Genomic DNA, 23,797 nt, shown 5'->3' with positions numbered 1-23,797 from the left:
GCAGACGGGGCGCGGGGGACGCACCCCGCCCACGCTACGGTTCGAGGTCCCCGAAGACGTCCAGGGGTACGCCGTTCGTGGGGCCCTGGAGGGCCTGCTCCGACCAGATGACCTTGCCGTCCGGGGTGTACCGGGTGCCCCAGTGCTCGCTGAGCTGCGCCACGAGGAACAGCCCGCGCCCGCCCTCGTCCGTGGTGGCCGCGTACCGCAGGTGCGGGGCGGTGCTGCTGCCGTCCCACACCTCGCAGGTCAGGGCGTGGTCGTGGAGCAGCCGGACCCGTACCGGGGGCACCCCGTGCCGCAGGGCGTTGGTGATCAGCTCGCTGAGGATGAGCTCCGTGGTGAACGCGAGCTCATCCATCCCCCACTCCTCCAGCTTGGCGGACGCCAGGTTCCGCACGACGCCGACCCCGCTGGCCCTCGGCGGCACGTCCCACTGCGCGACCCGGTCGGGCCCCAGCGTCCGGGTCCGGGCGATGAGCAGGGCCACGTCGTCGGTCGGCCGGGCCGGCAGCATGGCGTCGAGGACCGCGAGACAGCTCTCCTGCGGGTCCCGGTCCGGGTGGCTCAGCGCCTCCCGCAGCATCTCCAGCCCCTCCTCGATGTCCCGGGTCCGCTGCTCCACCAGCCCGTCCGTGTACAGCACCAGCTGACTGCCCTCCGCCAGGCGCAGCTCGGTCGTCTCGAACGGCATGCCGCCCAGCCCGAGCGGGGGCCCGGCCGGCAGGTCGACGATCTCCGTGCTGCCGTCCGGGGCGACCACCAGCGGCGGCAGGTGCCCGGCCCGGGACAGGGTGCAGGTCCGGGACACCGGGTCGTACACGGCGTACAGGCAGGTGGCGCCCAGCATCCCGCCGGCCCCGTCGGTGTCGTCCTCGTCGATGCGCTGCACCAGGTCGTCGAGCCGGGCCAGGAGCTCGTCCGGCGGCAGGTCGAGGGAGGTGAAGTTGTGCACCGCCGTGCGCAGCCGCCCCATCGTCGCGGCCGCGTGCAGCCCGTGCCCGACCACGTCCCCGACGACCAGGGCGACCCGGCCGCCCGGCAGCGGGATCACGTCGAACCAGTCCCCGCCCACCCCCGACTGCGCGGGCAGGTAGCAGTGCGCCGCGTCCACGGCGCTCTGCTCGGGCAGGCCGCGCGGCAGCAGGCTGCGCTGGAGGGTGACGGCCAGGGTGTGCTCACGGGTGTAGCGGCGGGCGTTGTCCATGGCCACGGCGGCCCGGGCGACGAGCTCCTCCGCGAGCGACACGTCGTCCTCGTCGAACGGCTCGGGCTTGCTGGCCCGCCAGAAGTTGACCACGCCGAGGACCACGCCCCTGGCCTTGAGCGGCGCCGCGATCAGCGAGTGGATCCCGTACTCGACGATGGCCTCGGCCCGGCGGGGGTCCTGCACGTGCCAGCCCGGAGCGTCGGCCAGGTCGGGCACCAGCTCCGTCTTCCCCGTGTCGTAGCCGCGCGCCTGCGGGGTGGTGGGCTTGAACTCGATCACCCGCCCGAGCGGGTACAGCGGATGGTCCCGGCTGATGCCGCTGACGGCGGTGCGCCGCATGTCGGAGTCCGGGCCGGGCTCCTCGCCGTCCAGCACCGGGCCGGCCAGGTCGACGGTGACGTAGTCCGCGAACCGGGGGACGGCGACGTCGGCGAGCTCCTGGGCGGTCCGCTCCACGTCCAGGGTGGTGCCGATGTCGCCGGTGGCGTCGTACAGCAGCCGCAGCCGCTTGCGGGCGGCCTCGGCGCGGCCGGTGAGGACCTGCATGTCGGTGGAGTCGCGGATGGTGACGGCCGCGCCCTCCGGCCGGCCGCGCGGATGGGTGGGCCGCTGGTTGACGACGAGCATCCGGTCGCCGGTCTCCAGCACCTCGTCCGTGGCCACCCGGCCCGAGCGCAGCAGGTCGGCCATCCGGCTGTCCAGGCCCGGCACCTCGTCGATGCGGCGGCCCTCGGCCTCCTCGGGCAGCCCCAGCAGCCTCTTGGCCTCGTCGTTCGCCAGGACCAGCCGCCCGTCCCCGTCCGTGATCACCACCCCCTCGCGGACGGAGTGGAGCACCGCGTCGTGGTGCTCGTACATCCGGGTCATCTCCTGGGGGCCCAGCCCGTGCGTCTGCCGGCGCAGGCGGCGGCTGGTCAGGGCGGTTCCGGCGGTGGCCAAGGTCAGGCCGATGGCCATGGCCAGCAGGATCACCGGGAGCTGGCGGTCGAAGGCGCCGCTGACGTTCTCCACGGTCAGGCCCGCGGACACCAGCCCGACGACCCGTCCGTCGGGCGCGGTGACGGGCACCACCGCCTGGATCTCCTTGCCGAGGGGGCCCTGCACGCTCTCGGTGTGGACCCGGCCGGCGAGGGAGGGCTCGATGTTCCCCACGAAACGCTTGCCGATGCGGTCGGGCTGGGGATGGCTGTAGCGGATCCCGTGGGTGTCCATGGCCACGATGAAGTCGACCCCGGCGGCCTTGCGGGTGACCTCGGCCAGGGGCTGCAGGGTGGCGGACGGGTCCGGTGTCCGCAGCGCCTCCTGGAGGTCCGGGGAGTGCGCGAAGGTCTCCGCGACGGCGACCGACCGGTTGCGCGCCTCACGGTCGACGTCGTGGCGGGACTGCAGGAGCAGCGCCAGGAGGGCACCGGCGGCGAGCAACACCACGATCGCCACCTGCAGGACGAACACCTGTCCGGCGACGCTCTTGAATCCCTTGCTCAGGGGTGGCCGCACCGAGTTGCCCGGTCCGGCTGGCGAGGAAGGGTCACGTCCCCAGTTGTAGCACCTGGGGCCCCTCCGGCGCCCGGCGGAGCGCGCCGCGCGCGCCGCCGGTCACCTCGGGCGAGGGCTCTTTCCCCCCTACCGGCCCTGTGCGGCGGCGGCCTGGGCGGCCGGCTGAGCGGCCGAAGGGACGCCCGCCGTCGTGGTGCCCGGCGTGGGCGTGCCGCCGGGCGTCGTGCCGCCGGGCGCCGTGCCGGGCGCGGTCGCCGGCTCGCAGGTGACCTCGTCGCGCGGGGTGTAGTGCGTCTTGTACTCCTCGCGCCTGACCTCCTGGCCGTTGGTGACGAACACCCGGCCCACGGTCACGTCGAAGCCCTCCAGGGGCGTCTGCACCTCGCACTTCGGCCCGGCGGCGTTGATCTTGGCGGGCGGCACGACATGGGTGCGGGGGCCCTTGGTCGCGCGGATCTCGTCGTACTTCTTCGTGCCGAGCAGGGAGATCGTCAGCGAGGTGTCCGTCGAACTGGCCTTCACGTACACCGGGTGCCCGGAGTCGTTGAGCCAGCGCAGGTCGAGGCTGCCCCAGGCGACGGTGGCCTCCCGGCCCTCGGGGTAGCGCTCGATGTAGAAGGAGTGCGCGCCGTGCTCCAGGGGCTTGAGGCCCGCGAAGAACATGGCGTTGTACATGGTGGTGGCGACCGCGGAGACGCCGCCGCCGGGCGACTTCACGTACCGGCCGTCGTTGATCATGATCCCGTCGACGAAGCCGTTCTCCTTGGTGCGCTCGCCGACCGTGCGGTTGAAGCTCCACTCCTCGCCCGGCATGACCACGGAGCCGTTGATCAGCTCCACGGCACGCCCGATGTTGGTGGTCCGGTACGGGGCGGCCGGGAACTGCACGGTGAAGGAGGACATCTGCTCCTTGATCCCCAGGCTCCGCACCTCCGCGTCGGTGAGCTCCGGCTCGACGGCCTTGGTGGCCACCTCGGCGCTCCGGCCGGCGCCCGAGCGGGTCAGCGCGGGCAGCACGGCCCGGCCGAGGGCCTCCCCGGTGACCTCCTGCCCCGCACTGCTGCTCCGCGCGACCACCACGCGTCCGGCCGCGTCCACGTCGAGAGCGGCGTCGCGCGGCCGGCCGGCGGCCTCGGCGAGGGGGCCCGCCACGGCGGGGTCGGCGAGCAGGGCGTCGGAGTCGAGGGCGGGCACCAGGCGGCCGCCCGCGTCGGGGTTCATCTCCAGGTGCTCGCCCAGGACCGCGGGGCTCACGGGTATCCGCGCACCGGCGACGCTGAGGGTGACCGGCCCGGACACGGCGGGCTGGGCGAACTCGCGCAGGGCCCGCCCGGTCTCCTCCGCGCCCACGCGCGGTTCGGTGCGGGTGACGGGCAGGGCGACGGGGGCGCCGGCCGGGCGGAGGTAGGCGTCCCGGAGGGTGCCGAGGGCCTGGTCCCCGACCAGGGTGACCCCGGTCCGCGCGGGCACGACCCGGGGCTTGCCGGCTTCGAAGGCGACGGACCCGTCGCGGACCTCCTGGGCGGTGTCCGCCACCAGCCGGTCGACGCCGGCGCGGGCGGCCCGCTCGTCGGTACGGATCACGGGCTCCAGGTCCGGGTCGCCGGAGGCGAAGAGCCTGCCGATGACCTCGACCGGCCCGTAGCCCGCGCGGGAAGCGCGCTCGGCGGTCGCGGCGGCGTCCAGGGACAGGCCGACGGACGCGGGGGCGACCTGCTCGACGCGGTCCCCGATGCCCGCCGGGATGGGGGCACCGGCCCGCGGACCGAGCTCCCGGAGCAGCGTGCTCTGCGCCGCCGCACGGCTCATGCCGCCGATCTCGACGCCCCGGACCCGGGTGCCGTCGGCGACGTCGTCGCCCACGGCGAGCCCGGCCGCGTAGAGGCCGCCGAGGCCGAGCACGAGGGCCCCTCCCGCCACCGGCAGCGCGATCCGCCAGTTCTTCCCCGTCCAGCTTCCCGCAGGTCGCACGGTTCTCCCTAGTGGCGCCGACCGGCCGCCGACGGCACCAGGGCCGTGGCAGGGGGGCGCGTAGACGACAGTTCCGGTCACCCATCATGAACCCGGAAGAGCGCCGTTCGGGTGAGAAGGTAACCGTTCTCACAAAACGGGCAAAGGCCTCACCGTGCTGCGTGAGCGGCGCGCCCGCACGGCCCACAGGACGAGCCCGCCCGCCGCCGCGCCCACGGCGTACCAGAGCAGATCGGGCGCGTCGAAGGTGGACCCCAGTACCAGCCGGGCCACGGTGCTGCGCCGGGAGAGATCCGCCGGCACCCCCGTGAGCTGGAGGAACTCCACCGCCCAGCTGACGGCCAGCGCGGCGGCCGCGGCCCGCGCCGCCGCCAGCCGGGGCGCCACCAGCACGACCAGGGCCAGCACCAGGACGGCGTACAGCGCGTCACCGCCGTACTTCGCCACGCTCCCGCCGGCCACCGCCCGCAGGCCCAGCCCCGCCAGCACCACCGCCACCGCGGCACCCGCGGCGGCCGGGCGGCCCCGGATCAGCACGGGTCCCCGCCCGCGTCGGCGAACAGGTCCGCGGGCGTCCCGTCCAGGACGAACCCGTTGTCGAAGCGCACCCGGACCGTCACGCCGGGCCCCAGCTCCTGGTGCGCGGTCCACTCCGGCTCCAGGGCCGCGAGCTGCTCCTCCAGCTGCCGCCTGCTGGCCTGCGGCATGGCGTGCCCGAAGGAGTCGAAGAGCGACCTGAGGCGCGCGTACTCGCGGACGCCGTGGCTCTCCCGCCGCTCCACCCGGTCCACCCGCTCGACCGTCCCCGCCGTGCCCGCCGCCAGCGCGAGGAACCCGGCCACCGGCACGGGCGGGGCGCCGCAGCCGTCCGCCGCGGCCAGCGCGTCGGCGAGCCCGATGTCGGCCGCCAGCGTCACCCGCCGGCCTTCCTTCAGCGTCATGGAACCTTCGTCTCCCCGGGTCGGTGCGCGGCGGCGCGGGTCGCCGCGCGGCGCTGCCATTATCCGGGGGCGCGTACGGGGGGAGCGGTGCGGGGCGGTTCGGGGGGAGTTCCGGGAACGGGCGGGGCGTCGGGGGATCGCGCAGGCCGGGTCGCGTCGTGGAGGCGGGTCATCCACACGGGAGCGGCGGAAACAATAAAGGCAAGGAGGTGAACCCACTCCTTGCCACTCTCAAGTTATAACGCACCAGGGGGCTTGCGGCAAGGCCCCCGTCCTCCCGCAGAATCACCGGCCTGAGCCAAAACCGCCGCAACACACGGGTCGCGAACGACCCCGGATCGGAGCCGCACCAGTGCCCCCGCTGACCACCAGCGTGTTCGACCTTCCCGGCCACCTCCGCGCCAAGGCCGCCCCCGAGCTCGTCGCCGGCGACGAACGGCACTTCGCCGCCATCGGGGACGCCCTCGCGCAGACGACCGCCGAGGTCCGCGAACGGCTCGACGCCGCGCGCAGGGCACCCGGGGGCGCCGGCCGGGAGGCCATGGACCGGGACGCGGAGATCCACCGGCTGACCGCCCGCCTGCGCCTGCTGCGCCGTTTCGGGCTGGACCTGTGCCTCGGCCGCGTCGTCCTCGCCGACGACCCCGAGCCCCTGTACGTCGGCCGGTTCGGCCTGACCGACAGCACGGGCCGCCGGCTGCTCGTCGACTGGCGCTCGCCGGCCGCCGAACCCTTCTTCGCGGCCACCCACGCCAACCCGATGGGTCTGGCGAGCCGCCGCAGGTACCGCTGGAACAGCGGCCGGATCGGCGACTACTGGGACGAGGTGTTCACCGTCGACGCCCTGGCGGGGCACGCCGCGCTCGACGACCAGTCGGCCTTCATCGCGAGCCTCGCGGGCAACCGGTCGTCCCGGATGCGGGACGTCCTCGGCACCATCCAGGCGGACCAGGACGCCGTCATCCGGGCGGGATCCCGCGGCGCCCTCGTCGTCGACGGCGGCCCGGGCACCGGCAAGACCGTCGTCGCCCTGCACCGCACCGCCCACCTCCTCTACGCGGACCCCCGCCTGGGCCACCGCCGGGGCGGCGTGCTCTTCGTAGGACCGCACCGCCCCTACCTGTCGTACGTCGCCGACGTCCTGCCCAGCCTCGGCGAGGAGGGCGTACAGACCTGTACCCTCCGCGACCTCGTCGCCGAGGGCGCCACGGCGGAGCCCGAGGGCGACCCGGAGGTGGCCCGGCTGAAGTCCTCCGCGGCCCTGGTGGAGGCGATCGACGCGGCCGTCGGGCTCTACGAGGAGCCGCCGTCGAAGGGGATGACGGTCAGCACGCACTGGGCCGACGTCCGGCTGACCCCCGACGACTGGGCCGCCGCGTTCGCGGCCGTCGAACCCGGTACCCCGCACAACGAGGCCCGCGAGCAGATCTGGGCGGAACTGGTCGAGATCCTGCTGGACAAGCACCTCGACGAGGGCGACGGGGACGAGGACGACCTCTCGCCCGAGCTGCTGAACAGGTCGCTGCGGCAGAACCGGGAGCTGGTCACCGCCCTCGACCGCGCGTGGCCCGTGCTCGAGGCCACCGACCTCGTCGCCGACCTGTGGACGGTCCCCGCCTACCTGCGCAGGTGCGCGCCCCTGCTCAGCCGCGAGGAGGTCGCCCGGCTCCAGCGCGAGGACGCCGGACGCTGGACGGTCGCCGACCTGCCGCTGCTGGACGCGGCCCGGCACCGGCTCGGCGACTCGGGGGCCTCGCTGCGCGAGCGCCGGCGCGAGGCCTCCGTCGCCGCCGAACGCCGGCGCATGGCCGACGTCATCGACAGCGTGGTCGCGGCCGACGCCGACGGCGAGGGCGCGGTGACGATGCTGCGCGGCAGGGACCTCCAGGACAGCCTGATCGACGAGACGGCGCTGCCCTCCGCCGACCGGGACCTGCTCGCGGGCCCGTTCGCGCACGTCGTCGTGGACGAGGCCCAGGAACTGACCGACGCCGAATGGCAGATGCTGCTGCGGCGCTGCCCCTCCCGCAGCTTCACCATCGTCGGCGACCGGGCCCAGGCCAGGGACGGGTTCCCGGAGTCCTGGCGCGAACGGCTCGAACGGATCGGGCTCGACCGGATCACCATGGCCTCGCTGAGCGTCAACTACCGCACCCCGCAGGAGGTCATGGCCGAGGCCGAGCCGGTCATCCGGGCCGCCCTCCCGGACGCCAACGTGCCGGCGTCCGTCCGCAGCAGCGGCATCCCCGTCGTCCACGGGTCCGCCGCCGAACGGGACGAGGTCCTCGACGCCTGGCTCCGCGCGCACCCGGAAGGGATCGCCTGCGTCATCGGCGACCCCACGTTCCGCGCGACGCCCCGCGTCCGGTCGCTGACCCCGCGGCTGTCGAAGGGGCTGGAGTTCGACCTGGTCGTCCTCGTCGACCCGCAGGAGTTCGGCACGGGCGTGGCGGGCGCCGTCGACCGCTACGTCGCGATGACCCGGGCGACCCAGCGCCTGGTGGTCCTCACCGGAGCCGGCCAGCGGTAGTGGACTTTCGGCGGTGCCGCGGGACCGGCCCGGTTGCGTAGGGTCACGTCCGTGAGAAGAACGATCTTGAACGGCCGGGCGGAGCCGGCACCGGGACGGACCCGGGTTCGGATACCGATACCGATACCCGTGCCGGTGCTGTCCGCCGCCCTGTTCGCCGGGGCGGTGGCCGGTGTCGGCACGGGCGTGTCCACCCTGTGGTGGGGACTGCCTGCGGCGGTCTGCGCCTTCCTCGCCGGCCGGCAGCCGGGCCGTGCCCGGAGCACGGCGGCGGCCCTGGCCGCGGTCCTCGCCGCCGCGGTGGTCTGCGTACTCCTCGTGCCGGCCTGGCTGGGGTGGGCGAGCCGGTTCGTCGGGCTGCTCCTCGTGGCGGCGATGCTGCCCTGGTTCGCGGGCCGTTTCCTGCGCCAGTACCGCGAACTCGTACGGGCGGGGTGGGAGCGGGCCGCACGGCTGGAGCGGGAACAGCGGCTGGTGGCCGAACAGGCCCGGCTGCGCGAACGGACGCGCATCGCGCAGGACATGCACGACCTCCTCGGCCACGACCTCAGCCTCATCGCCCTGTCGGCGGGGGCGCTGAAGCTGGCCCCCGGGCTGCCGGACGAACACCGGGCCGCCGCCCAGGACATCCGGGCCAGGGCGGGCGCCGCCGTGGACCGCCTCGGGGAGGTGATCGGGGTCCTGCGCGAGCCGTCGGAGCCGGCGCAGGGGACCGGGCCGGCCGCCGGGCCGGCGGAGGTCGAGGCCCTGGTGGACCGGGCCGCCGCCGCGGGGCTGGACGCCAGGCTGCGCGTGGAGGGCGTACCGGACGACACCGGGACGGACGGCGGCGGTGCGCCGCCCCCCGCCGTCGGACGGGCCGTACTCCGGGTCGTCCAGGAGGCCCTGACGAACGTCGCCAAGCACGCCCCCGGGCACCGCGCGACCGTCCTCGTCCGCCACACCGGGGACCGGACCGAGGTCACCGTGACCGACCACCCGGTGCCCGGTGCTCCCGAAGGCCCCCGGGACCGGCCCGCCCGGACCCCCCGGCCCGCACCGTTCGCTTCCGGGGCCCCGGCGGCCGGGGACGGGCACGGCTTCGGCCTCATCGGCCTGGACGAACGCGTCCGGCTGGCGGGCGGCACCTTCACCTGCGGCCCCGAGGGCGACGGCTTCGCCGTACGCGCCGCGCTCCCGCACCGCCCGGGCACCCTGCCGCCCCCACCACCCGCCCGGCCCGCCGGAGCACTGCCACCCGAGCACCGGACGGCCCGTCGCCGGCTGGGCCGTACCGCCGCCGCGGGCGTGCTCGTACCGCTGTGCACCTGCGCCCTGCTGATCGGCGGGGTGCGCGCCTGGGACACCGTCACCGCCCGGCAGTCGGTCCTCGCGCCCGCCGACCACGCCCGCCTGTACCCGGGTCTGCCCCGCGCGGAGGTGGCGCGGTACCTGCCCGAACGCCAGACGACCCGCCGCCCCGCGGCTCCCACGCCCGAACCGCCTGACGCGGTCTGCGAGTTCTACGTACAGACCGCCGACCCGTTCGACGACCGCTCGGGGGACCTCTACCGCCTCTGCTTCCGGGCCGGGCGCCTGGTCTCCACCGACACCTACACCGGGAAGGACGTCCGATGATCCGGATCCTGATCGCCGACGACGAGCCCATGGTCCGCGCGGGCGTCCGCGCGGTCCTCGCCACCGACCCGGGCATCACCGTGGTCGCGGAGGCCGCCGACGGCCGGCGTGCGGTGGAACTGGTCCGGCTGCACCGCCCGCACGTGGCGGTCCTCGACATCCGGATGCCCGGTACCGGCGGTCTGGAAGCCGCCGCAGAGATACGCAGGACCGTGCCCGGGACGGGAGTCGTGATGCTGACGACCTTCGGCGAGGACGAGTACATCCTGCGGGCCCTGGGAGAGGGCGCCGCCGGATTCCTGATCAAGTCCGGGGAACCGGAGGAGCTGATCGCCGGCGTCCGGGCCGTCGCAGAAGGCGCCGCCTACCTGTCACCGAAGGTCGCGGCCCGGGTCGTCGCCCACCTGGCGGCGGGCGGCGCGGGAGCCGGCGCCGCCCGCCGGTCCGCGGCGCGGGCCAGGGTCGACGCCCTGACCGGCCGCGAGCGGGAAGTGCTCGGCTACCTCGGCAGCGGTTTCTCCAACGGCCAGGTCGCGCGCCGCCTGGGGCTCGCCGAGGGCACGGTGAAGGCCCACGTCAGCTCGATCCTCGCGCGCCTCGGCGTCGACAACCGGGCCGCGGCGGCGGTGGTCGCGCACGAGGCCGGCGTGGTCCCGGTGCCGTCCGGCCGCCCGGAGGCCGAGCAGCGCTGACACCCGGCGTACGGCGTACGGCTGGACGAGGAGCCGTACGGCCGCCACGGCCGCCGCGCCGAGCGCCGCCCCCGCCAGCACGTCGTGCGGGTAGTGCACCCCGGCAGCCACCCGCAGCAGGGCGGCCGCCGCGCCCACCGGCAGCGCCAGGGCGGCGAGCCGGGGCCGTACGAGGACCACCCCCACGGCCAGCGCGACCGCCAGGGTCGCGTGGTTGCTGGGGAAGGACCAGTCACCCGGCTCGGGACACACCGCCCGCGCCCGGACCCCGGTCAGGGCGCGGCAGGGACGCTCCTCGGCGACGAGGAGCTTGACGGCCTCACTGGCCGCGTAGGCGAGGACGGTCCCGGCGGCGGCCGCCGCGGCTCCGGCCAGGCCCCGGGCGTCCCGGCGGCGCAGGGCGCCCCAGGCCGCCCAGAGCAGCAGCAGTCCGAGCAGCAGCAGCGTGCCGTCACCGGCCGGCCCCGCCATGGCCCCCGCCCACGGCGGGCCGTCGGCCACGCTCCCGGTCAACGCCCGGTATCCGGCGGCCGACCAGCCCCCGGTGACGCGCACCGGCGCGTTCGTTCCCACCGCTTCGCCGGGGGCCAGCCACGCCACGGCCGCCGCTCCCGCACCGGCCGGGACGACCGCGAGCAGAGGGCGGCACCCCCGGCCCCATCTCATGATCGAATCCATGCCCCGACCGTAGGGACGGAACTACCCGCGCACCCCGGCCGAAGGTCTGCCCGCACCCCTGACGATCGTCGGGGTTGACGCGGCGGCCCGCCCCGCGCCGGGCTCGGCACCGGCGCCCCGCGCCGGGCTCAGTGACCCCAGACGCTGAGCTCGACGATGGCCGCGAACAGGTGCTCCCAGACTTCCCCGGCGGGTGTGGCGGGGTCGACCGAGAGCGGTTCCAGAGCGGCCGCCTCGCGCACGAAGTCCCGCTTGCCGTCCTCGCCGGGGTACGGGCTCCAGCACGCGCCCATGAACCGGTACACCGCCTCCAGCAGCCGTACGAAGGTCTCCACGTCCCGGGCGAAGAGGAACGGTTCCCCGCCGTTGCGGACCATCCACACCGCGCCCGTCTCCGGGTGGACGGACACCCGGCCGGAGTCGCCGTACATCAGGTCGAAGGTGCCCAGCGGCAGCAGGCCGTCCTCCCCGGGCTCCACCTGGTGCGCGCCCGCCCCGGTCCACGCCAGGGAGAACGAGGCGACCCCCGCCGCCCACCAGCGCGGAAGCCCCGCGGCCGCGATCAGCTCCCGGGTGGGGGAGTGGCGCAGCGCCGCGGGCTGCCGCTCGGGCGCCAGGCGCAGCACCCAGTCCGCCCCGAAGGCCTCCGCCAGCCGGCCGGCGTCGAGCGGCAGCCCGGCGGCCGCCGGCCCCGCGAACCAGGGCCCGTCCGTGCCCCACCCGACGGCACCGGCGGACGCGTCGGCCGGCAGGTCGCCGCCGCGCTCGACGACCACGATCCCGCGCTCCTCGGCGAAGGCGAACCGGCCCCCGCCGAGCGGTACGGGCTCCTCCCACGTCCCGGGCCGGTGGAGGACCGGCTCGTCCTCGTCGTCGAAGCAGGCGTCCTCCCCTTCGGCCCCGGCCCCGGCGTCGTACGGGCGCTCGGTGAACTCCCCCTCGGCCGGGGCCGGTACCTGCTCACCGGTGGCCGGGTCGAACCAGCGCTCGCCCGCCCAGGTCGCCTCCAGCTTCAACAGCACCCGGCCGTCCGCCGATTCCTGGACCTCCAGGTCCGCGCCGCCCGACAGGTTCGGCTGGGCCCGGTAGGCGCCGACCGGGCGCCACCAGGCCCAGACGGTCCGCCACGGCATGTCCGGCGCGGCCGCGGCGACCAGGCCCGCGTACGCCTCGTGACCCAGCACCCGCGCGCCGAAGTGCAGCCACGAGGCGAACTCGGCCCGGGACACCTCGGCCCCGTCGAGCACCGCGACCGCCTGCCCGAAGGCCTCGCGGCCCGCACCGCCGCCCGTGGCGGGCAGTTCCCCGAGGGCACCGGGTCCGGCCGCCAGCAGCGTGGCGGGGGAGGCGAACAGCTGGTCGAGATCATCAGGAGCCATGGGGTCATGCTGCCATCCCGGCCGGCAATGCCGTTCACCCGTACGGACGATGCCCTGCCGGACGGCAGTACGAGTACGCCCCCGCTCCGCGGCCACCCGGAGCGGGCGGCCGGCACCGGATCCGCGGCAGTGGCGCCAACGGCCGGACAGGCTCCGGCCCACCCCTGCATCATGTGCTTTCCACACCGGCCGCGACCGGCCGAGGGGGGAAGGGGCACGCATGAGGACCGTCCGCGGGGAGCAGGCCGGCGACGTGATGGTGTGGGTGCGCCGGGGCGGCTTCCCCGGCGAACTCCGGGAGGGCGACGCCGACACCGCACGCCGGCTCCTCGCCGCGGCGCCCGCCGGGGTGAGGGCCGTGGTCATCGCGCTCGGCGGCGAGGCGTTCCGGTGGGTGGACGGCGACGGCGACGCGGACGTGCTGCTGGAGGACGCGGGGGCGCAGGACGAGGACGCCGGCCCGGGCCCGGACGACACGGCGGGCGGGTTCGCGCTGGGCACCGGCGACGGTGCCACCCTCCCCGGACTGCCCGTGTCCTGGGCGCTGCTGGAGTTCCGCTGCCCCCACGGGGACACGACCGTGCTGCTCGCGCGCCATCCGGACGTCCCGCCGGCCTGCCCGGAGCACCAGGTACCCCTGCGACCGCACGAGACCGCCGCGCGGTGAGCACCCCCGCCCAGCTCGCGACGGGCGTGACCCAGCTGACCGCCTCCCGGTTCGCCCTCGTCGGCTACCTGCCCACGTACGCGGCCCTGGCGTACCTCGGCGCCCTCCTCGCCGCCCGGGCGCCCGGGGGCGGCATCGAGATGTCCCGGGCACTGTCGCGCCTGCACGGCCTGTCCGGCGCCGCGTTCGCCGCACTCGCCCTGGGGGCGCTGCTCGTCGCCGTGCTCCTGCACCCGCTCCAGACCCCCCTCGTCCGGCTGCTGGAGGGGTACTGGCCGCGCCCGGCCCGCGCCGTCGCCCGGCTCGGGGTCACGGCGCAGGAACGGGCCCGCGACCGCCTGGCCCGGGCGGCCACGGTCGCCACCGCCGACCCCGCCGAAGCCGAACGGCAGCGGATCCTGGCGGCCGCCTGGCAGCTGGCGCGGAGCTTCCCACCGCCCCCGGTGCCGCTCCTGCCGACGGCACTCGGCAACACCCTGCGCGCCGCGGAGGCGACGGCGGGCGCCGCGTACGGGGCGGACGCGGTGGTCTGGTGGCCCCGGCTCCACCCCCTGCTCGGGGACCGCGTCCGGGCCGTCGTCGACGACCGGCGCGACCAGCTCGACCTGGCGTGCCGCCTGAGCGTGACGGCGGCCGCCACCGGACTGCTGAGCGTCCCCCTCGTCCTCGGCGCCGACGGCTGGTGGCGGGCGAGCCCGGCCGGGTTCCTCCTGCCGGCCTGGGTGGCGTACCGCGCGGCCGTGGCGGCGGCCCGCGGCTACGGCGAGGCCCTCTCGGCCGCCTTCGACCTGCACCGCTTCGACCTGCTGACCGCCCTGCACCTGCCCCTGCCCGCCGACCCCGACGCCGAGCGGGACCTGGGCCGCCGGCTCACCCGGTTCTGGGCGCAGGGGGTACCGCTCACCGCCCTCCCGTACGAGCACCAGCACGAGCGGGAGCCGGCCCCGCACCCGCCCGCCCCGCCCGCCGCACCGGGCGAGGACGGCTCACGCTGAAAGGCCCGCCATGCCCCGCACCTCCCCCTCCCGCCCGCACTCCCGCCCGCCGGCCCGCACCGGATCCACCGCGCGCGTCCTCGACTTCAGCCGCGACTGGGCGGGACTCTGCCGGGGCGGCCGCATCCTCGTCAGCATCGACCGGATCACCCACGGCGACCCGCTCACCGAGATCCTCGCGCACGAATCCGTGCACGACGTCCTGCTCAGGACCACCCCCCTCGGCTGGACCCAGCTCGTCCTGAGCCCCTCCGCCATGGACCCCTACCAGCCCGGCCCGCTGCGCGACCGGTGCGCGCGGCTGCTCGCGGCCACCGTCCAGGCGTCCCGCTTCACCCAGGAGGCGGTGGCGACGTTCCTGCCCGGCCTGGACGTCGCACCCGCCGGCATGGAGGCCTACCGGGCCAGGCATCCCCAGCCCTACCTCGACGCCGCCGACGCCCTGGAGTGGCTGCGCACCCGCGACCTGCCCCCGCAGGCCCGGGAGCGGCTCGCCCTCGCCCTCGGCCAACTCGCCCTCGCCGTAACCGTCCTGGAGGCGTGGCAGCCCCAGCGGCTCCACCGGCCCCAACGGGCCGAGCAGTGGTTCCGCGACCCGCGCAACCGGCCGGACCGCCGCTTCCCCGTCCTGTGCCGCGCCCTGCGCGAGCTGCCCGACGGGGACCTGCTCCGCGCGGCGCGCGGCGGAGCCGACGCGACCGCCCGCCTGCTCGCTCACGTACGCGTCGACGGAGAGCCCCTCGCCTACGGCCGGCTCCCCGACGACCTCCCGACCTCGGAGTGGCTGGACGGACTCGTCGAGAACGTCATCGGGCCGCTCCTCGCGGACACCACGCTGCCGCAGGACGACCGGGACGTCCTCGCCGGCGTGTGGGCCCTGCCGGCGCTCACCATGCCGGGGCTGCATCCGGCCCTGCTGTCGGTGGTCCTCACCCAGACCACCTCCACGAACGGCCGGATCGACCTCGACCCGCCGACCGACGAACTCCACGGCTACCCCCTGGTCGAGGTGCTGCACAACGCGCTCCCCGTCCGGGTGCCCGGCGTGGAGCCCGTCGGCCGGGAACCGATGTGGCTGGACGAGGGCGACACGGCCCTGTGGTTCATCTCGCCCTGGCAGGACCAGCGGGCCTGCCACCTGTCACCGTCCTGGCTCCACGAGTGGCTCGCCGAACTCGACGACGACACGACCCTGTGCCTGCGCGACGGCGGCGACCTCGCCGGAGTGCTGACGGGCGACCGCCGGCTCGCCGCGCGGCGGCGCGTCGTCCTCCTCCAGCACCGGACCCCGCACCAGGCCCTCCTCGTCGAACTGCCGGTGCTGGGCCTGGACGAGGAACGCGGACCGGTCACGATGATGGTGGCGCACTCCGAACTCGACGGCGTGGCCTACCTCATGCTGCGGCCCGAGAGCTCCTCGCCCGTGCTCATCGTGCCCACCGCCCGCGTCACCGCCGAACGCGCCGCGCGCGAACTCGTGGAGCGGCGCGACGAGGTCCGCTTCCGCCTGGTGACCGACCCCGAGGACTTCTACACCTCCCGGGGGATGCTCCGGGACGTCCTGCGGGTGCTGCACAACTTCGAGGCCAGGCCGTGGCCGGACACCCTGCGGCCCGCTCCGCCCGCCGCCCCGCGCGAGCCCGCCCGCCGCCGCGCCGAGGCGGACCTGGACCCCGTCGTGGCCCGGATGGAGAGGGCGCACAAGGCGTTCGGGCGGAGCCCCACGGCGGAGCGGTTCGCCGAGCTGTCGGCGGCCGCCGAGGCCGTACTCGCCGCCCCGTCCTTCCCCCACGTCTCGCTGGGCTGGCGGATCAGGCTCCGCCAGGACGTGGCCGGCGCGCTCTACGGAGGCGTCCTTCGGCTGCACGACCACGACGTCCTGCGGCGGGTGGTCGAGATCCAGGCGGAACTCGTCGCCCTGCTCCCCGAGGACTCGCCCGAACGGCCCGCGCAGGAACGCACCCTGGCCCTCCTCTCCCTGTGCCTGCGCCGCGTGACCGGTGCGGCCGCGCCGGAGGAACTGCTGCTGGAAGCACTGCTGACGGCATCGGCCACCGAGGCGGCCACGCGCAGGCCCTTCGGCCCCGCCGACCTCCGCCACCTGCGCCGGCCCCCCGCACCCCGACCGCCCGGTGACGCCTCCTGGCCGTAGTTCCTAGGGCACCGACCGGGAGCCGAGCGCGCCCGGCGTCTTCGGGATCCAGGACGGCACGGCCGTGGCCGCCGCGGGCTGCGGCTCGTCCATGTACACGTACCAGTCGCGGTCCTCGCCGCCCATGCCCGTGCGGACGTCGATCTGCTTGATCTGGCCGGTCGCGTGGAAGTACAGGACGACGCTCTGCCGTTTGGAGCCCTCGTCGTAGAACTCCGCGGTCACCTTCCCCCGAGCGCCCTCGCCGAAGGCGGAGATCCAATTCCGCGCCGTCGCCACGGGGACGCCCCGCGCGGTGCCCGGAGCCGCGAGGGCGGCCAGTTCCGCCGTGTTCCCGTCGGCCGTACGCCAGACGACCTCCTGAGCGGTCCGCAGCGTGCCCGTCGACGGGTACCCCACCACGGCCAGCGGCTCGTGGCCGCCGTAGTCCCCGGCGTAGCGGACCTCCTCCTCGCCCGGCAGGTCCGAACAGCCCGTCAGTACGCCGATCAGCGCGGCCGCGGCGGTGGCGGCGGCAGTCCGTCCGGCCCGGTGGTACGGCTCCCACCTGCTGCGTCTGTGCATCCGGCCAAGGTAGCGGAGGGCCGGCGCGGGCCGCGGGGCGGGTGTCCGGACGGCCCGGGGTGCCTTCGGGACCGGCCGGGCGGGACGTGCCTCCCCGGAGGACGGGCCGGCCCGCCCCGCCCTCCTCCCGGCGGTCGTACGGGCCGCCGTGGCGCTCCTGCCCCGGGACCGCCGCGCCGGGCATCATGGCCGGGTGACGACGCGATCAGGCGACGACCCCGGACCCGACGCGGGCGAGCGGCCCGTCCTGCTGCCCTACGCCGACCCGGCCTTCGTCGCCGACCCGTTCCCGCTCTACCGGCACCTGCGCGAAGAGGCCCCCGTCCACCGCGCGGTCATCGCGGGCGGCCTGGACGCCTGGCTGGTCACCCGCCACGAGGACGCCCTGGAGGCCCTGTCGGACCCCCGCCTGAGCAGCGACGTACGCGACGCCACCGACACCCGCCTGCTGCGGCAGCTGCCCGGCACCGGACGCGAGGCGATGCTCGGCAACATGCTCCGCAGCGACCCGCCCGACCACACCCGGCTGCGCCGCCTGGTCTCCCAGGCGTTCACCGCCCGCCGGGTGGCCGGGATGCGGCCCCGCGTCCAGGCCCTCGCCGACGGGCTGCTCGACGCGGTCCTCCCCGCCGGCCGCGCCGACCTCGTCGCCGACTTCGCGCTGCCCCTCCCCGTCACCGTGATCAGCGAACTGCTCGGCGTCCCGGTGGACGACCGCCACGACTTCCAGCGCTGGACGGACCGCCTGGTCACCCGCGGCGCGGAGCCGCCGGACCCGGCCGTCGTCAACGAGGCCTGGCAGCACATGCGCGGCTACGTCACCGCGCTCATCCGGGAAAAGCGGGCCCACCCCGGGGACGACCTGCTCAGCGCCCTGGTCACCGCCCGGGACGAGGAACGGCGGCTGTCCGAGGACGAGCTGATCGCCATGGTCTTCCTGCTGCTGGCCGCCGGCTACATCACCACCGTCAACCTGATCGCCGGCGGCCTCGCGATGCTGCTCGCCCACCCCGACCAGCTCGGCCTGCTGCGCTCCGACCCCGGGCTGCTGCCGGGGGCGGTCGAGGAGTTCCTGCGCTACGACGGTCCGGTGAACCCCGGCATCGCCCGCTTCGCCCGCGACGACCTCGAGATCGCCGGCGTGCGGATCCCGCGCGGATCGACCGTGCTGATCGCCTCCGCCATCGCCGACCGGGACCCGGTCCGCTTCCCCGACCCCGACCGCCTGGACATCACCCGCCGGGACAACGCCCACCTGGCGTTCGGGCACGGCATCCACTACTGCCTGGGCGCACCGCTGGCCCGTCTCGAAGGGGAGATCGCCATCGGCACGGCCCTGCGCAGGCTCCCCGGCCTCGCCCTTGCCGTCCGCCCGGACGAGATCCCCTGGCGCCCCGGCGGCCTGCGCGGCCCCCTGTCCCTCCCCGTGACCTTCACCCCGGCCGACTGAGCCGTGTCCTTCGGATCGGGCCGGGCCCCGCACGGGGGCCGGCGGCGTGGCTGACCGGCCCCACCCCCTCCCGCGCACGGGTGCTTTCCCGGCGGGGACCGGGACGGACGGGCCCGCCGGGGGAACCCTCCCCGGACGGCGGCGCTCTCCCCGGGCGCCGGCCGGCCCCGGCGTCAGGAGGAGCGGTTTGGACGGCACGACACGTCCCGGACGCGCGCGCCGTGCGCCCGCCCTGGCGACGGCGCTCGCCTGCTGCGCCGGGGCCGCGGCCGTGCTCGCCGGGTGCGGGGCGCCCGCGCCCCGGCAGGACGCGGCACGGGACGCGGCGGCCGCCTTCGAACGCGCCCTGAAGGCCTCCGACTACGCCCGGGCCTGCGCACTGCTCGCCCCCGGCACCCGCCAGGAGCTGGAACAGCAGGAGGAGGCGCCCTGCGCCCGGGCGCTGCCGGGGGCCCGGCTGCCGCACGGCGGCCCCGTACGCGCTACCGAGGTGTACGGCCGCCAGGCCCTGCTGCGGCTGGCCGCCGACACGCTGTTCCTGTCCCAGTTCCGCGGCGGCTGGAAGGTGGTGGCCGCGGGCTGCACCGCGCGCCAGGACCTCCCGTACCGGTGCACGCTCAAGGGAGAGTGAGATGAAGGGCCTCTTCGTCACCTGCCTCGTCGTCATCCTGGGCGGACTCGGCTACTTCCTCGCGATCGGGGTGATGCACCGGTGACCGCCCCCGCGGGCCGCCGGGGTTTCTGGCACGACAACAGCCTCACCCTCGCCTTCGGCGCCGGATTCCTGCTCGTACTGGCGGGCCAGGCCGTCGCCGGGCACGCCGAGTTCAACGAGGCGCTCGCCGTCGACGGGCTGGAGCCCCTCGCGTTCGGGGACTACCTGATGTCCTCGGACTTCGCCGTGGACGTCACCGAGAACTGGCAGTCGGAGTTCCTGCAGTTCTTCCTGTACATCTTCGGCACCGTCTGGCTGCTCCAGCGCGGCTCCCCGGAGTCGAAGGAACTGCACAAGGCCGGCCCCGAGAGCGAACGCGAACAGAGCATGGGCGGGCACGCCCGCGCCGACTCGCCGCGCTGGGCCGGCACCGGGGACTGGCGCCAGCACCTGTACGCGCGCTCGCTGGGCACGGTGATGGCCGTGCTGTTCCTGCTGTCCTGGTTCGCCCAGTCCGTCACCGGCGTCGCGGCCTACGACGAGCAGCAGCTGAGACAGCTCCAGGACCCGGTCGCCTGGGGCGCCTACCTGGCGTCGGCCGACTTCTGGAACCGGTCGCTGCAGAACTGGCAGTCCGAGCTGCTGGCGGTCGCGGCCATGGCCATCCTCTCCGTCTACCTGCGCCAGCGCGGCTCCCCGGAATCCAAGCCGGTCGGCGCCCCGCACACGGCGACGGGCGTCGAAGGCTGACGGTCCGGTCCGGACGACGGCGAAGGAGCGTCAACCTCCGGATGTGTAGGCACCATCGACCCCCTGTCCGGGCGGGCCCGGGGGTGCGAACCTGGCCACGCCGCCCGGCCGAGCCCGCGCGCACGAGCCCCCGATCGTGCGCGCCGCCGTTCGACGGCCACCCGTCCCGTCCGACCCGTCACCAAGGAGCCCGCCGTATGCGGACCCGTTCGACCATCGAGCCGCGCAAACGAGTGGTGTGGGGGATATCCCTCGTGCTGACCGCGGTCACCGCCCTGTTCGGGGCCGCGCCCGGGGCCGCTACGGCGGCACCGTCCCCCGCCGCCCCGCCCGTCCCCGTCCTGTCCTGGGGCCCGTGCGAGGGCGCCGCCCCCGGGGACGCGTTTGAGTGCGCGACCGCCCGCGTACCGCTGGACTACCGCGACCCGGCCGGGCGCACGATCCCGCTCGCCGTCACCCGCCGGCTCGCGCCCGACCGGGCCCACCGCACCGGCGTCCTGCTGCTCCACCCCGGCGGCCCCGGCAACTCCGGTGTGGACTTCGCCCGCAACAGTTACGAGAACCTGCCCGCCTCCCTCCGCGACGCCTTCGACGTCGTCGGCTACGACATGCGCGGCGTGGGGCGCAGCGGGCAGATCGAGTGCTGGAACGACAAGGAGTACTCCGCCGCCGTCGACGCCGCACGCGGCGTACCCGGTCCCGGAGCCCTGCGCGAAGCGGTCCGCCAGGGCCTCGACTTCGCCACCGCCTGCCGCCGGCGCGCCGCGGACCTCGCCCCGTACATCGGCACCGGCTCCAACGCCAAGGACATCGACCTGCTCCGCCGGGCCCTCGGCGAGGAGCAGCTCACCTTCTACGGCCGCTCCTTCGGCAGCTACGTCGGCACCGTCTACGCCGCGGAGTTCCCCCGCCGCGTCCGCGCCATGGTCCTGGACGGCGCCTACGACCCGCGCACCTACGCCGAGCTGCCCTACGCCTACGACGCCGCGCAGTTCACCGCCCTGGACGGGGCCGTGGGCCGGTTCCTCGACTGGTGCGCGCAGGACCCCGCCGGGTGCGGCTTCGGCGACGGCAGGCCCCGGGAGGCCTTCGAGGAGCTGAAGCGGGCACTGGACGCCGACCCGGTGATCACCCCGAGCGGCCGCCCCGCGACCGGCTACACCCTCGCCTACCGCCTGATGTTCAACATCAACTCGGGCAAGGAGATCTGGCCCTACCTGGGCCAGGCCCTGAAGGCGGCGCAGGCGCGCCAGTCCACCTTCCTGCTCAACCCGCCCTCACCCGGGTCCTTCGACTTCCTCAACGTCAACCTGGCCGTGGAGTGCGCCGACCGCGCCTATCCGAAGAGCCCCCTGCTCCTGGGCGCGCTGGTCAGCGCCGAAGCGGCCTCCGCCCCGCTGCTGGGGCCGGCGATCGGCTTCGGGCCGCCCACCTACGACCACAACCACGCGACCACCTGCGCCCAGTGGCAGACGGAGCGCCCGAGCCGCCACGAGGGCTCCTACCGGGCGGCCGGCTCCGCCCCGATCCTGGTCCTCGGCACCACGGGGGACCCCGACACCCCCTACCAGGACGCGGTCTCCCTCGCCCGGACGCTGGAGAACGGCCGCCTGCTGACGTTCGACGCCGAGGGGCACACGGCGTACAACCGCAGCGCGTGCGTCAGCGACCTGGCCACGAAGTACCTCGCCACGCTGGCGCTGCCCGCCCGGGGCACCGTCTGCGCGGACGAGGCGCCCCCGGAGGCGGCGGCCCGCCGGACCGCCGGCGTCGAGGTCGACGAGACGCGCGACGTGATCCCCGCCCTGCGCTGAGCACCGGCGGCCGCGCGGTGCCCCGGCCGGTCACCGGCCGGGGCACCGCGCGGTTAGGCTCACCCCATGACTGTGCTCGTATACGAAGACTTCGGCACCGGCCGCCACCGCGAGGCCTCGCTGATCAGGCACGCCCTGGGCAGCGTCCACGACGAGGAGCTCGTGGCCGGCCTCGCCGGGGGCGTCGGCTTCATGTACTTCGTCTTCGAGTACGAGGGACGCCTGCCCATCCTCACGATCGTGGCCCAGGCCCACCCCGAGCCCTGGGTGCAGGTCGCGCTCGGCCGCCTCGGTGTCCCGTACGAGGCCACCCGCGCGATGAACCCCCGCTGGGGCCGGGTCCGCGCGGCGCTGGACGGCGGGCAGCCCGCGTTCTGCGTGGTCGACCGTTCCTCCCTGCCCTGGCACGCGGCCGACCCGGACGCCGAGATGACCGGCACCGACCCGTACACCGTCGTCATCGCCGGGTACGACGGCGACGACCTGCTGGTCGAGGACGGCGCGCAGACCCCGTACCGGATCGGACGCGAGGAGTTCGGCGCCGCCTGGACCGCCCACCGCAAGGGCCGCCACCAGCTGATCGTCCCCACCGGGCCGGCGGAGGGAGAGCCGGACGTGGACGGGGCCGTCGCCTCCACCGTCAGGCACCTCACCGGGCCGGTCCTCGGCAACGCCTTCGACGTCAACTTCGGCTTCACCGGCATGGAGAAGCTCGCCGCCCAGCTGCGCGACGGCACCACCGGGACGGGCTGGGAGCGGCGGTTCGGCGGCTCGCCCGAGGCCCTGCGGGCCGGTACGGGGCGGCTGTACGCCTGCCTGGAGGAGGAGTGGACGGCCCCGGGCGCGACCCGCCCGCTGTACGCCGACTTCCTGGACCGCGTCGGGCGTCCGGAGGCGGCCGGGCTCTTCCGGGAGTCCGCCGGGCACTGGGCGGAGCTGGCCATGCTGGGCCGGGACGCCGACCCGCGGGCGGGTGCGCAGGAGCGGCGGGCGCTGTTCGACGCGTGCGCGGAACGGGTGGACCGGTGCCTGGAGCTGGAGCGCGAGGCGGTCCGCGCCCTGGAGAAGTAGGGGTCCGCACACCCTTGACGGATGGATGGTCTGGACCAACCCTACGTGGTGGCGCGCCACTTCGGCGCGAACGGACGAAGGGAGCACCCCCATGATCCGTCGCACCATCCGCCTGCTCGGCCTCGGCCTCGGCATCGCCGCGTTATGCGTCCAGCTGCCCGCGGCCGCCGCGGCCGAGCCCCCGGGGCCGCGCGCGCCCGACACCTGCGCGGTGAAGCCGAAGCCGGCCGGCAAGGTCCTCCAGGGGTACTGGGAGAACTGGGACGGCGCCGCGAACGGCGTCCACCCTCCGCTCGGCTGGATCCCCCTCACCGACGGCCGCATCCGCGCGCACGGCTACAACGTGGTCAACGCGGCCTTCCCCGTCATCCGCTCCGACGGCACCGTGCTGTGGGAGGACGGCATGGACAGCACCGTGAAGGTGCCCACCCCCGCCGAGATGTGCCAGGCCAAACAGGACGGCCTCACCGTCCTGATGTCCATCGGCGGCGCGGCCGCGGGCATCGACCTGAACTCCACCGCCGTCGCGGACCGCTTCGTCGCGACGGTCGTCCCCCTCCTGAAGAAGTACAACTTCGACGGGATCGACATCGACATCGAGACCGGCCTCGTCGGCTCCGGCAGCATCACCCGCCTCTCCGCGTCCCAGGCCAACCTCATCCGCGTCATCGACGGCGTGCTCGCGCAGATGCCGGCCGGATTCGGCCTGACGATGGCCCCCGAGACCGCCTACGTCACCGGCGGCAGCGTGGCGTACGGCTCGATCTGGGGCGCGTACCTGCCCGTCATCAAGAAGTACGCCGACAACGGCCGGCTGTGGTGGCTGAACATGCAGTACTACAACGGCAGCATGTACGGCTGCTCCGGCGATTCCTACTCCGCCGGGACCGTCGCCGGCTTCAAGGCGCAGACCGACTGCCTCGACCGGGGCCTGGTCGTCCAGGGCACCACGATCAAGGTGCCCTACGACAAGCAGGTCCCCGGGCTCCCGGCCCAGCCGGGCGCCGGCGGCGGCTACATGGCACCGGGTCTCGTCGCCCAGGCCTGGAACCCCTACGCCGGTCGGCTCAAGGGGCTCATGACCTGGTCCCTCAACTGGGACGGCTCCCGGAACTGGACCTTCGGCGACAACGTCAGGTCCCTCCAGGGCCGCTGACGCCGCCG

Annotated in this window: 18 protein-coding genes and 1 pseudogene; 12 read left to right on the top strand and 7 right to left on the bottom strand. The window is 75.5% G+C overall.

Annotated elements, in window-relative coordinates; genetic code table 11:
• Positions 1 to 34 precede the first annotated feature (34 nt).
• The 4 genes from ABD973_RS01175 to ABD973_RS01160 form a co-directional block, all read right to left on the bottom strand.
• Positions 35 to 2,707 carry a SpoIIE family protein phosphatase gene (locus ABD973_RS01175; RefSeq protein WP_345497757.1) on the bottom strand — a complete coding sequence of 891 codons (2,673 nt, stop codon included), beginning with the start codon at positions 2,705 to 2,707 and terminating at the stop codon, positions 35 to 37.
• 126 nt (positions 2,708 to 2,833) lie between these two features.
• Positions 2,834 to 4,678, bottom strand: a complete 1,845-nt coding sequence (locus tag ABD973_RS01170; protein ID WP_241253490.1) for a VanW family protein — start codon at positions 4,676 to 4,678, stop codon at positions 2,834 to 2,836.
• Between the two features lie 129 nt (positions 4,679 to 4,807).
• Positions 4,808 to 5,215, bottom strand: coding sequence for a ribosomal maturation YjgA family protein (locus ABD973_RS01165; protein WP_241253491.1), 408 nt, complete (start codon positions 5,213 to 5,215; stop codon positions 4,808 to 4,810).
• Entirely contained in the window at positions 5,209 to 5,619 is a 411-nt protein-coding gene (locus ABD973_RS01160; protein WP_125823605.1) for a hypothetical protein, read from the bottom strand. The genes ABD973_RS01165 and ABD973_RS01160 overlap by 7 nt, the downstream gene beginning before the upstream one ends.
• 352 nt (positions 5,620 to 5,971) lie before the next feature.
• Here ABD973_RS01160 and helR point away from each other — a divergent pair, with 352 nt between their 5' ends.
• From helR to ABD973_RS01145, 3 genes are all read left to right on the top strand, one after another.
• The gene (helR, locus tag ABD973_RS01155; RefSeq protein ID WP_345497753.1) at positions 5,972 to 8,149 is read left to right on the top strand and encodes an RNA polymerase recycling motor ATPase HelR; all 2,178 of its coding nucleotides are present in this window, start codon (positions 5,972 to 5,974) and stop codon (positions 8,147 to 8,149) included.
• 129 nt (positions 8,150 to 8,278) lie between these two features.
• Entirely contained in the window at positions 8,279 to 9,766 is a 1,488-nt protein-coding gene (locus ABD973_RS01150) for a sensor histidine kinase (RefSeq protein WP_345497751.1), read from the top strand.
• Positions 9,763 to 10,458, top strand: a complete 696-nt coding sequence (locus tag ABD973_RS01145) for a response regulator transcription factor (protein WP_125823607.1) — start codon at positions 9,763 to 9,765, stop codon at positions 10,456 to 10,458. The genes ABD973_RS01150 and ABD973_RS01145 overlap by 4 nt, the downstream gene beginning before the upstream one ends.
• Positions 10,459 to 10,542: 84 nt before the next feature.
• On the opposite strand, the pseudogene ABD973_RS01140 reads toward ABD973_RS01145, so the two are convergent.
• A pseudogene (locus ABD973_RS01140) lies at positions 10,543 to 10,929 on the bottom strand (phosphatase PAP2 family protein); the annotation flags it as partial.
• A gap of 335 nt (positions 10,930 to 11,264) precedes the next feature.
• A complete protein-coding gene (locus ABD973_RS01135) occupies positions 11,265 to 12,515 on the bottom strand; it encodes an SUKH-4 family immunity protein (RefSeq protein WP_345497748.1) in 1,251 nt (416 codons plus the stop codon).
• 220 nt (positions 12,516 to 12,735) lie between these two features.
• On the opposite strand from ABD973_RS01135, the gene ABD973_RS01130 reads away from it, so the two are divergent.
• The 3 genes from ABD973_RS01130 to ABD973_RS01120 are packed head-to-tail and all read left to right on the top strand — an operon-like array spanning position 12,736 to position 16,329.
• Positions 12,736 to 13,182, top strand: coding sequence for a hypothetical protein (locus ABD973_RS01130; RefSeq protein WP_345497746.1), 447 nt, complete (start codon positions 12,736 to 12,738; stop codon positions 13,180 to 13,182).
• Positions 13,179 to 14,177 carry a hypothetical protein gene (locus ABD973_RS01125; RefSeq protein WP_345497744.1) on the top strand — a complete coding sequence of 333 codons (999 nt, stop codon included), beginning with the start codon at positions 13,179 to 13,181 and terminating at the stop codon, positions 14,175 to 14,177. Before ABD973_RS01130 ends, ABD973_RS01125 begins: the two co-directional genes overlap by 4 nt.
• Before the next feature lie 10 nt (positions 14,178 to 14,187).
• Positions 14,188 to 16,329 (top strand): hypothetical protein, encoded by a 2,142-nt coding sequence (locus ABD973_RS01120; RefSeq protein ID WP_345497742.1) that lies wholly within the window; start codon positions 14,188 to 14,190, stop codon positions 16,327 to 16,329.
• 3 nt (positions 16,330 to 16,332) lie between these two features.
• Here the strand turns inward: ABD973_RS01120 and ABD973_RS01115 are convergent, their stop codons facing one another.
• Positions 16,333 to 16,893 carry a hypothetical protein gene (locus ABD973_RS01115; protein ID WP_125823612.1) on the bottom strand — a complete coding sequence of 187 codons (561 nt, stop codon included), beginning with the start codon at positions 16,891 to 16,893 and terminating at the stop codon, positions 16,333 to 16,335.
• A 193-nt stretch (positions 16,894 to 17,086) separates the two neighbouring features.
• Here ABD973_RS01115 and ABD973_RS01110 point away from each other — a divergent pair, with 193 nt between their 5' ends.
• The 6 genes from ABD973_RS01110 to ABD973_RS01085 all read left to right on the top strand — a co-directional run bounded on the left by ABD973_RS01110 (position 17,087) and on the right by ABD973_RS01085 (position 23,789).
• Positions 17,087 to 18,343 (top strand): cytochrome P450 family protein, encoded by a 1,257-nt coding sequence (locus tag ABD973_RS01110; protein WP_345497737.1) that lies wholly within the window; start codon positions 17,087 to 17,089, stop codon positions 18,341 to 18,343.
• Between the two features lie 187 nt (positions 18,344 to 18,530).
• Entirely contained in the window at positions 18,531 to 18,974 is a 444-nt protein-coding gene (locus tag ABD973_RS01105) for a hypothetical protein (RefSeq protein ID WP_345497735.1), read from the top strand.
• An 81-nt stretch (positions 18,975 to 19,055) separates the two neighbouring features.
• Positions 19,056 to 19,748 (top strand): DUF6766 family protein, encoded by a 693-nt coding sequence (locus ABD973_RS01100; RefSeq protein ID WP_125823614.1) that lies wholly within the window; start codon positions 19,056 to 19,058, stop codon positions 19,746 to 19,748.
• A 197-nt stretch (positions 19,749 to 19,945) separates the two neighbouring features.
• Positions 19,946 to 21,562 carry an alpha/beta hydrolase gene (locus tag ABD973_RS01095; protein WP_345497733.1) on the top strand — a complete coding sequence of 539 codons (1,617 nt, stop codon included), beginning with the start codon at positions 19,946 to 19,948 and terminating at the stop codon, positions 21,560 to 21,562.
• Between the two features lie 66 nt (positions 21,563 to 21,628).
• Positions 21,629 to 22,633 carry a BtrH N-terminal domain-containing protein gene (locus ABD973_RS01090; protein ID WP_125823615.1) on the top strand — a complete coding sequence of 335 codons (1,005 nt, stop codon included), beginning with the start codon at positions 21,629 to 21,631 and terminating at the stop codon, positions 22,631 to 22,633.
• Between the two features lie 91 nt (positions 22,634 to 22,724).
• Positions 22,725 to 23,789, top strand: coding sequence for a chitinase (locus ABD973_RS01085; RefSeq protein ID WP_345497730.1), 1,065 nt, complete (start codon positions 22,725 to 22,727; stop codon positions 23,787 to 23,789).
• Positions 23,790 to 23,797 lie beyond the last annotated feature (8 nt).

Source organism: Streptomyces racemochromogenes (genome assembly GCF_039535215.1).
Lineage (GTDB): Bacteria > Actinomycetota > Actinomycetes > Streptomycetales > Streptomycetaceae > Streptomyces > Streptomyces racemochromogenes.
This window is presented reverse-complemented; position numbering and strand designations above follow the sequence as displayed.

What these genes read in the sequence shown, in the direction of transcription:
- ABD973_RS01160 (WP_125823605.1), bottom strand. Translation starts at nt 5,619, where the DNA reads ATGACGCTGAAGGAAGGCCGGCGGGTGACGCTGGCGGCCGACATCGGG.
- ABD973_RS01145 (WP_125823607.1), top strand. Translation starts at nt 9,763, where the DNA reads ATGATCCGGATCCTGATCGCCGACGACGAGCCCATGGTCCGCGCGGGC.
- ABD973_RS01135 (WP_345497748.1), bottom strand. Translation starts at nt 12,515, where the DNA reads ATGGCTCCTGATGATCTCGACCAGCTGTTCGCCTCCCCCGCCACGCTG.
- ABD973_RS01130 (WP_345497746.1), top strand. Translation starts at nt 12,736, where the DNA reads ATGAGGACCGTCCGCGGGGAGCAGGCCGGCGACGTGATGGTGTGGGTG.
- ABD973_RS01120 (WP_345497742.1), top strand. Translation starts at nt 14,188, where the DNA reads ATGCCCCGCACCTCCCCCTCCCGCCCGCACTCCCGCCCGCCGGCCCGC.
- ABD973_RS01115 (WP_125823612.1), bottom strand. Translation starts at nt 16,893, where the DNA reads ATGCACAGACGCAGCAGGTGGGAGCCGTACCACCGGGCCGGACGGACT.
- ABD973_RS01095 (WP_345497733.1), top strand. Translation starts at nt 19,946, where the DNA reads ATGCGGACCCGTTCGACCATCGAGCCGCGCAAACGAGTGGTGTGGGGG.
- ABD973_RS01090 (WP_125823615.1), top strand. Translation starts at nt 21,629, where the DNA reads ATGACTGTGCTCGTATACGAAGACTTCGGCACCGGCCGCCACCGCGAG.
- ABD973_RS01085 (WP_345497730.1), top strand. Translation starts at nt 22,725, where the DNA reads ATGATCCGTCGCACCATCCGCCTGCTCGGCCTCGGCCTCGGCATCGCC.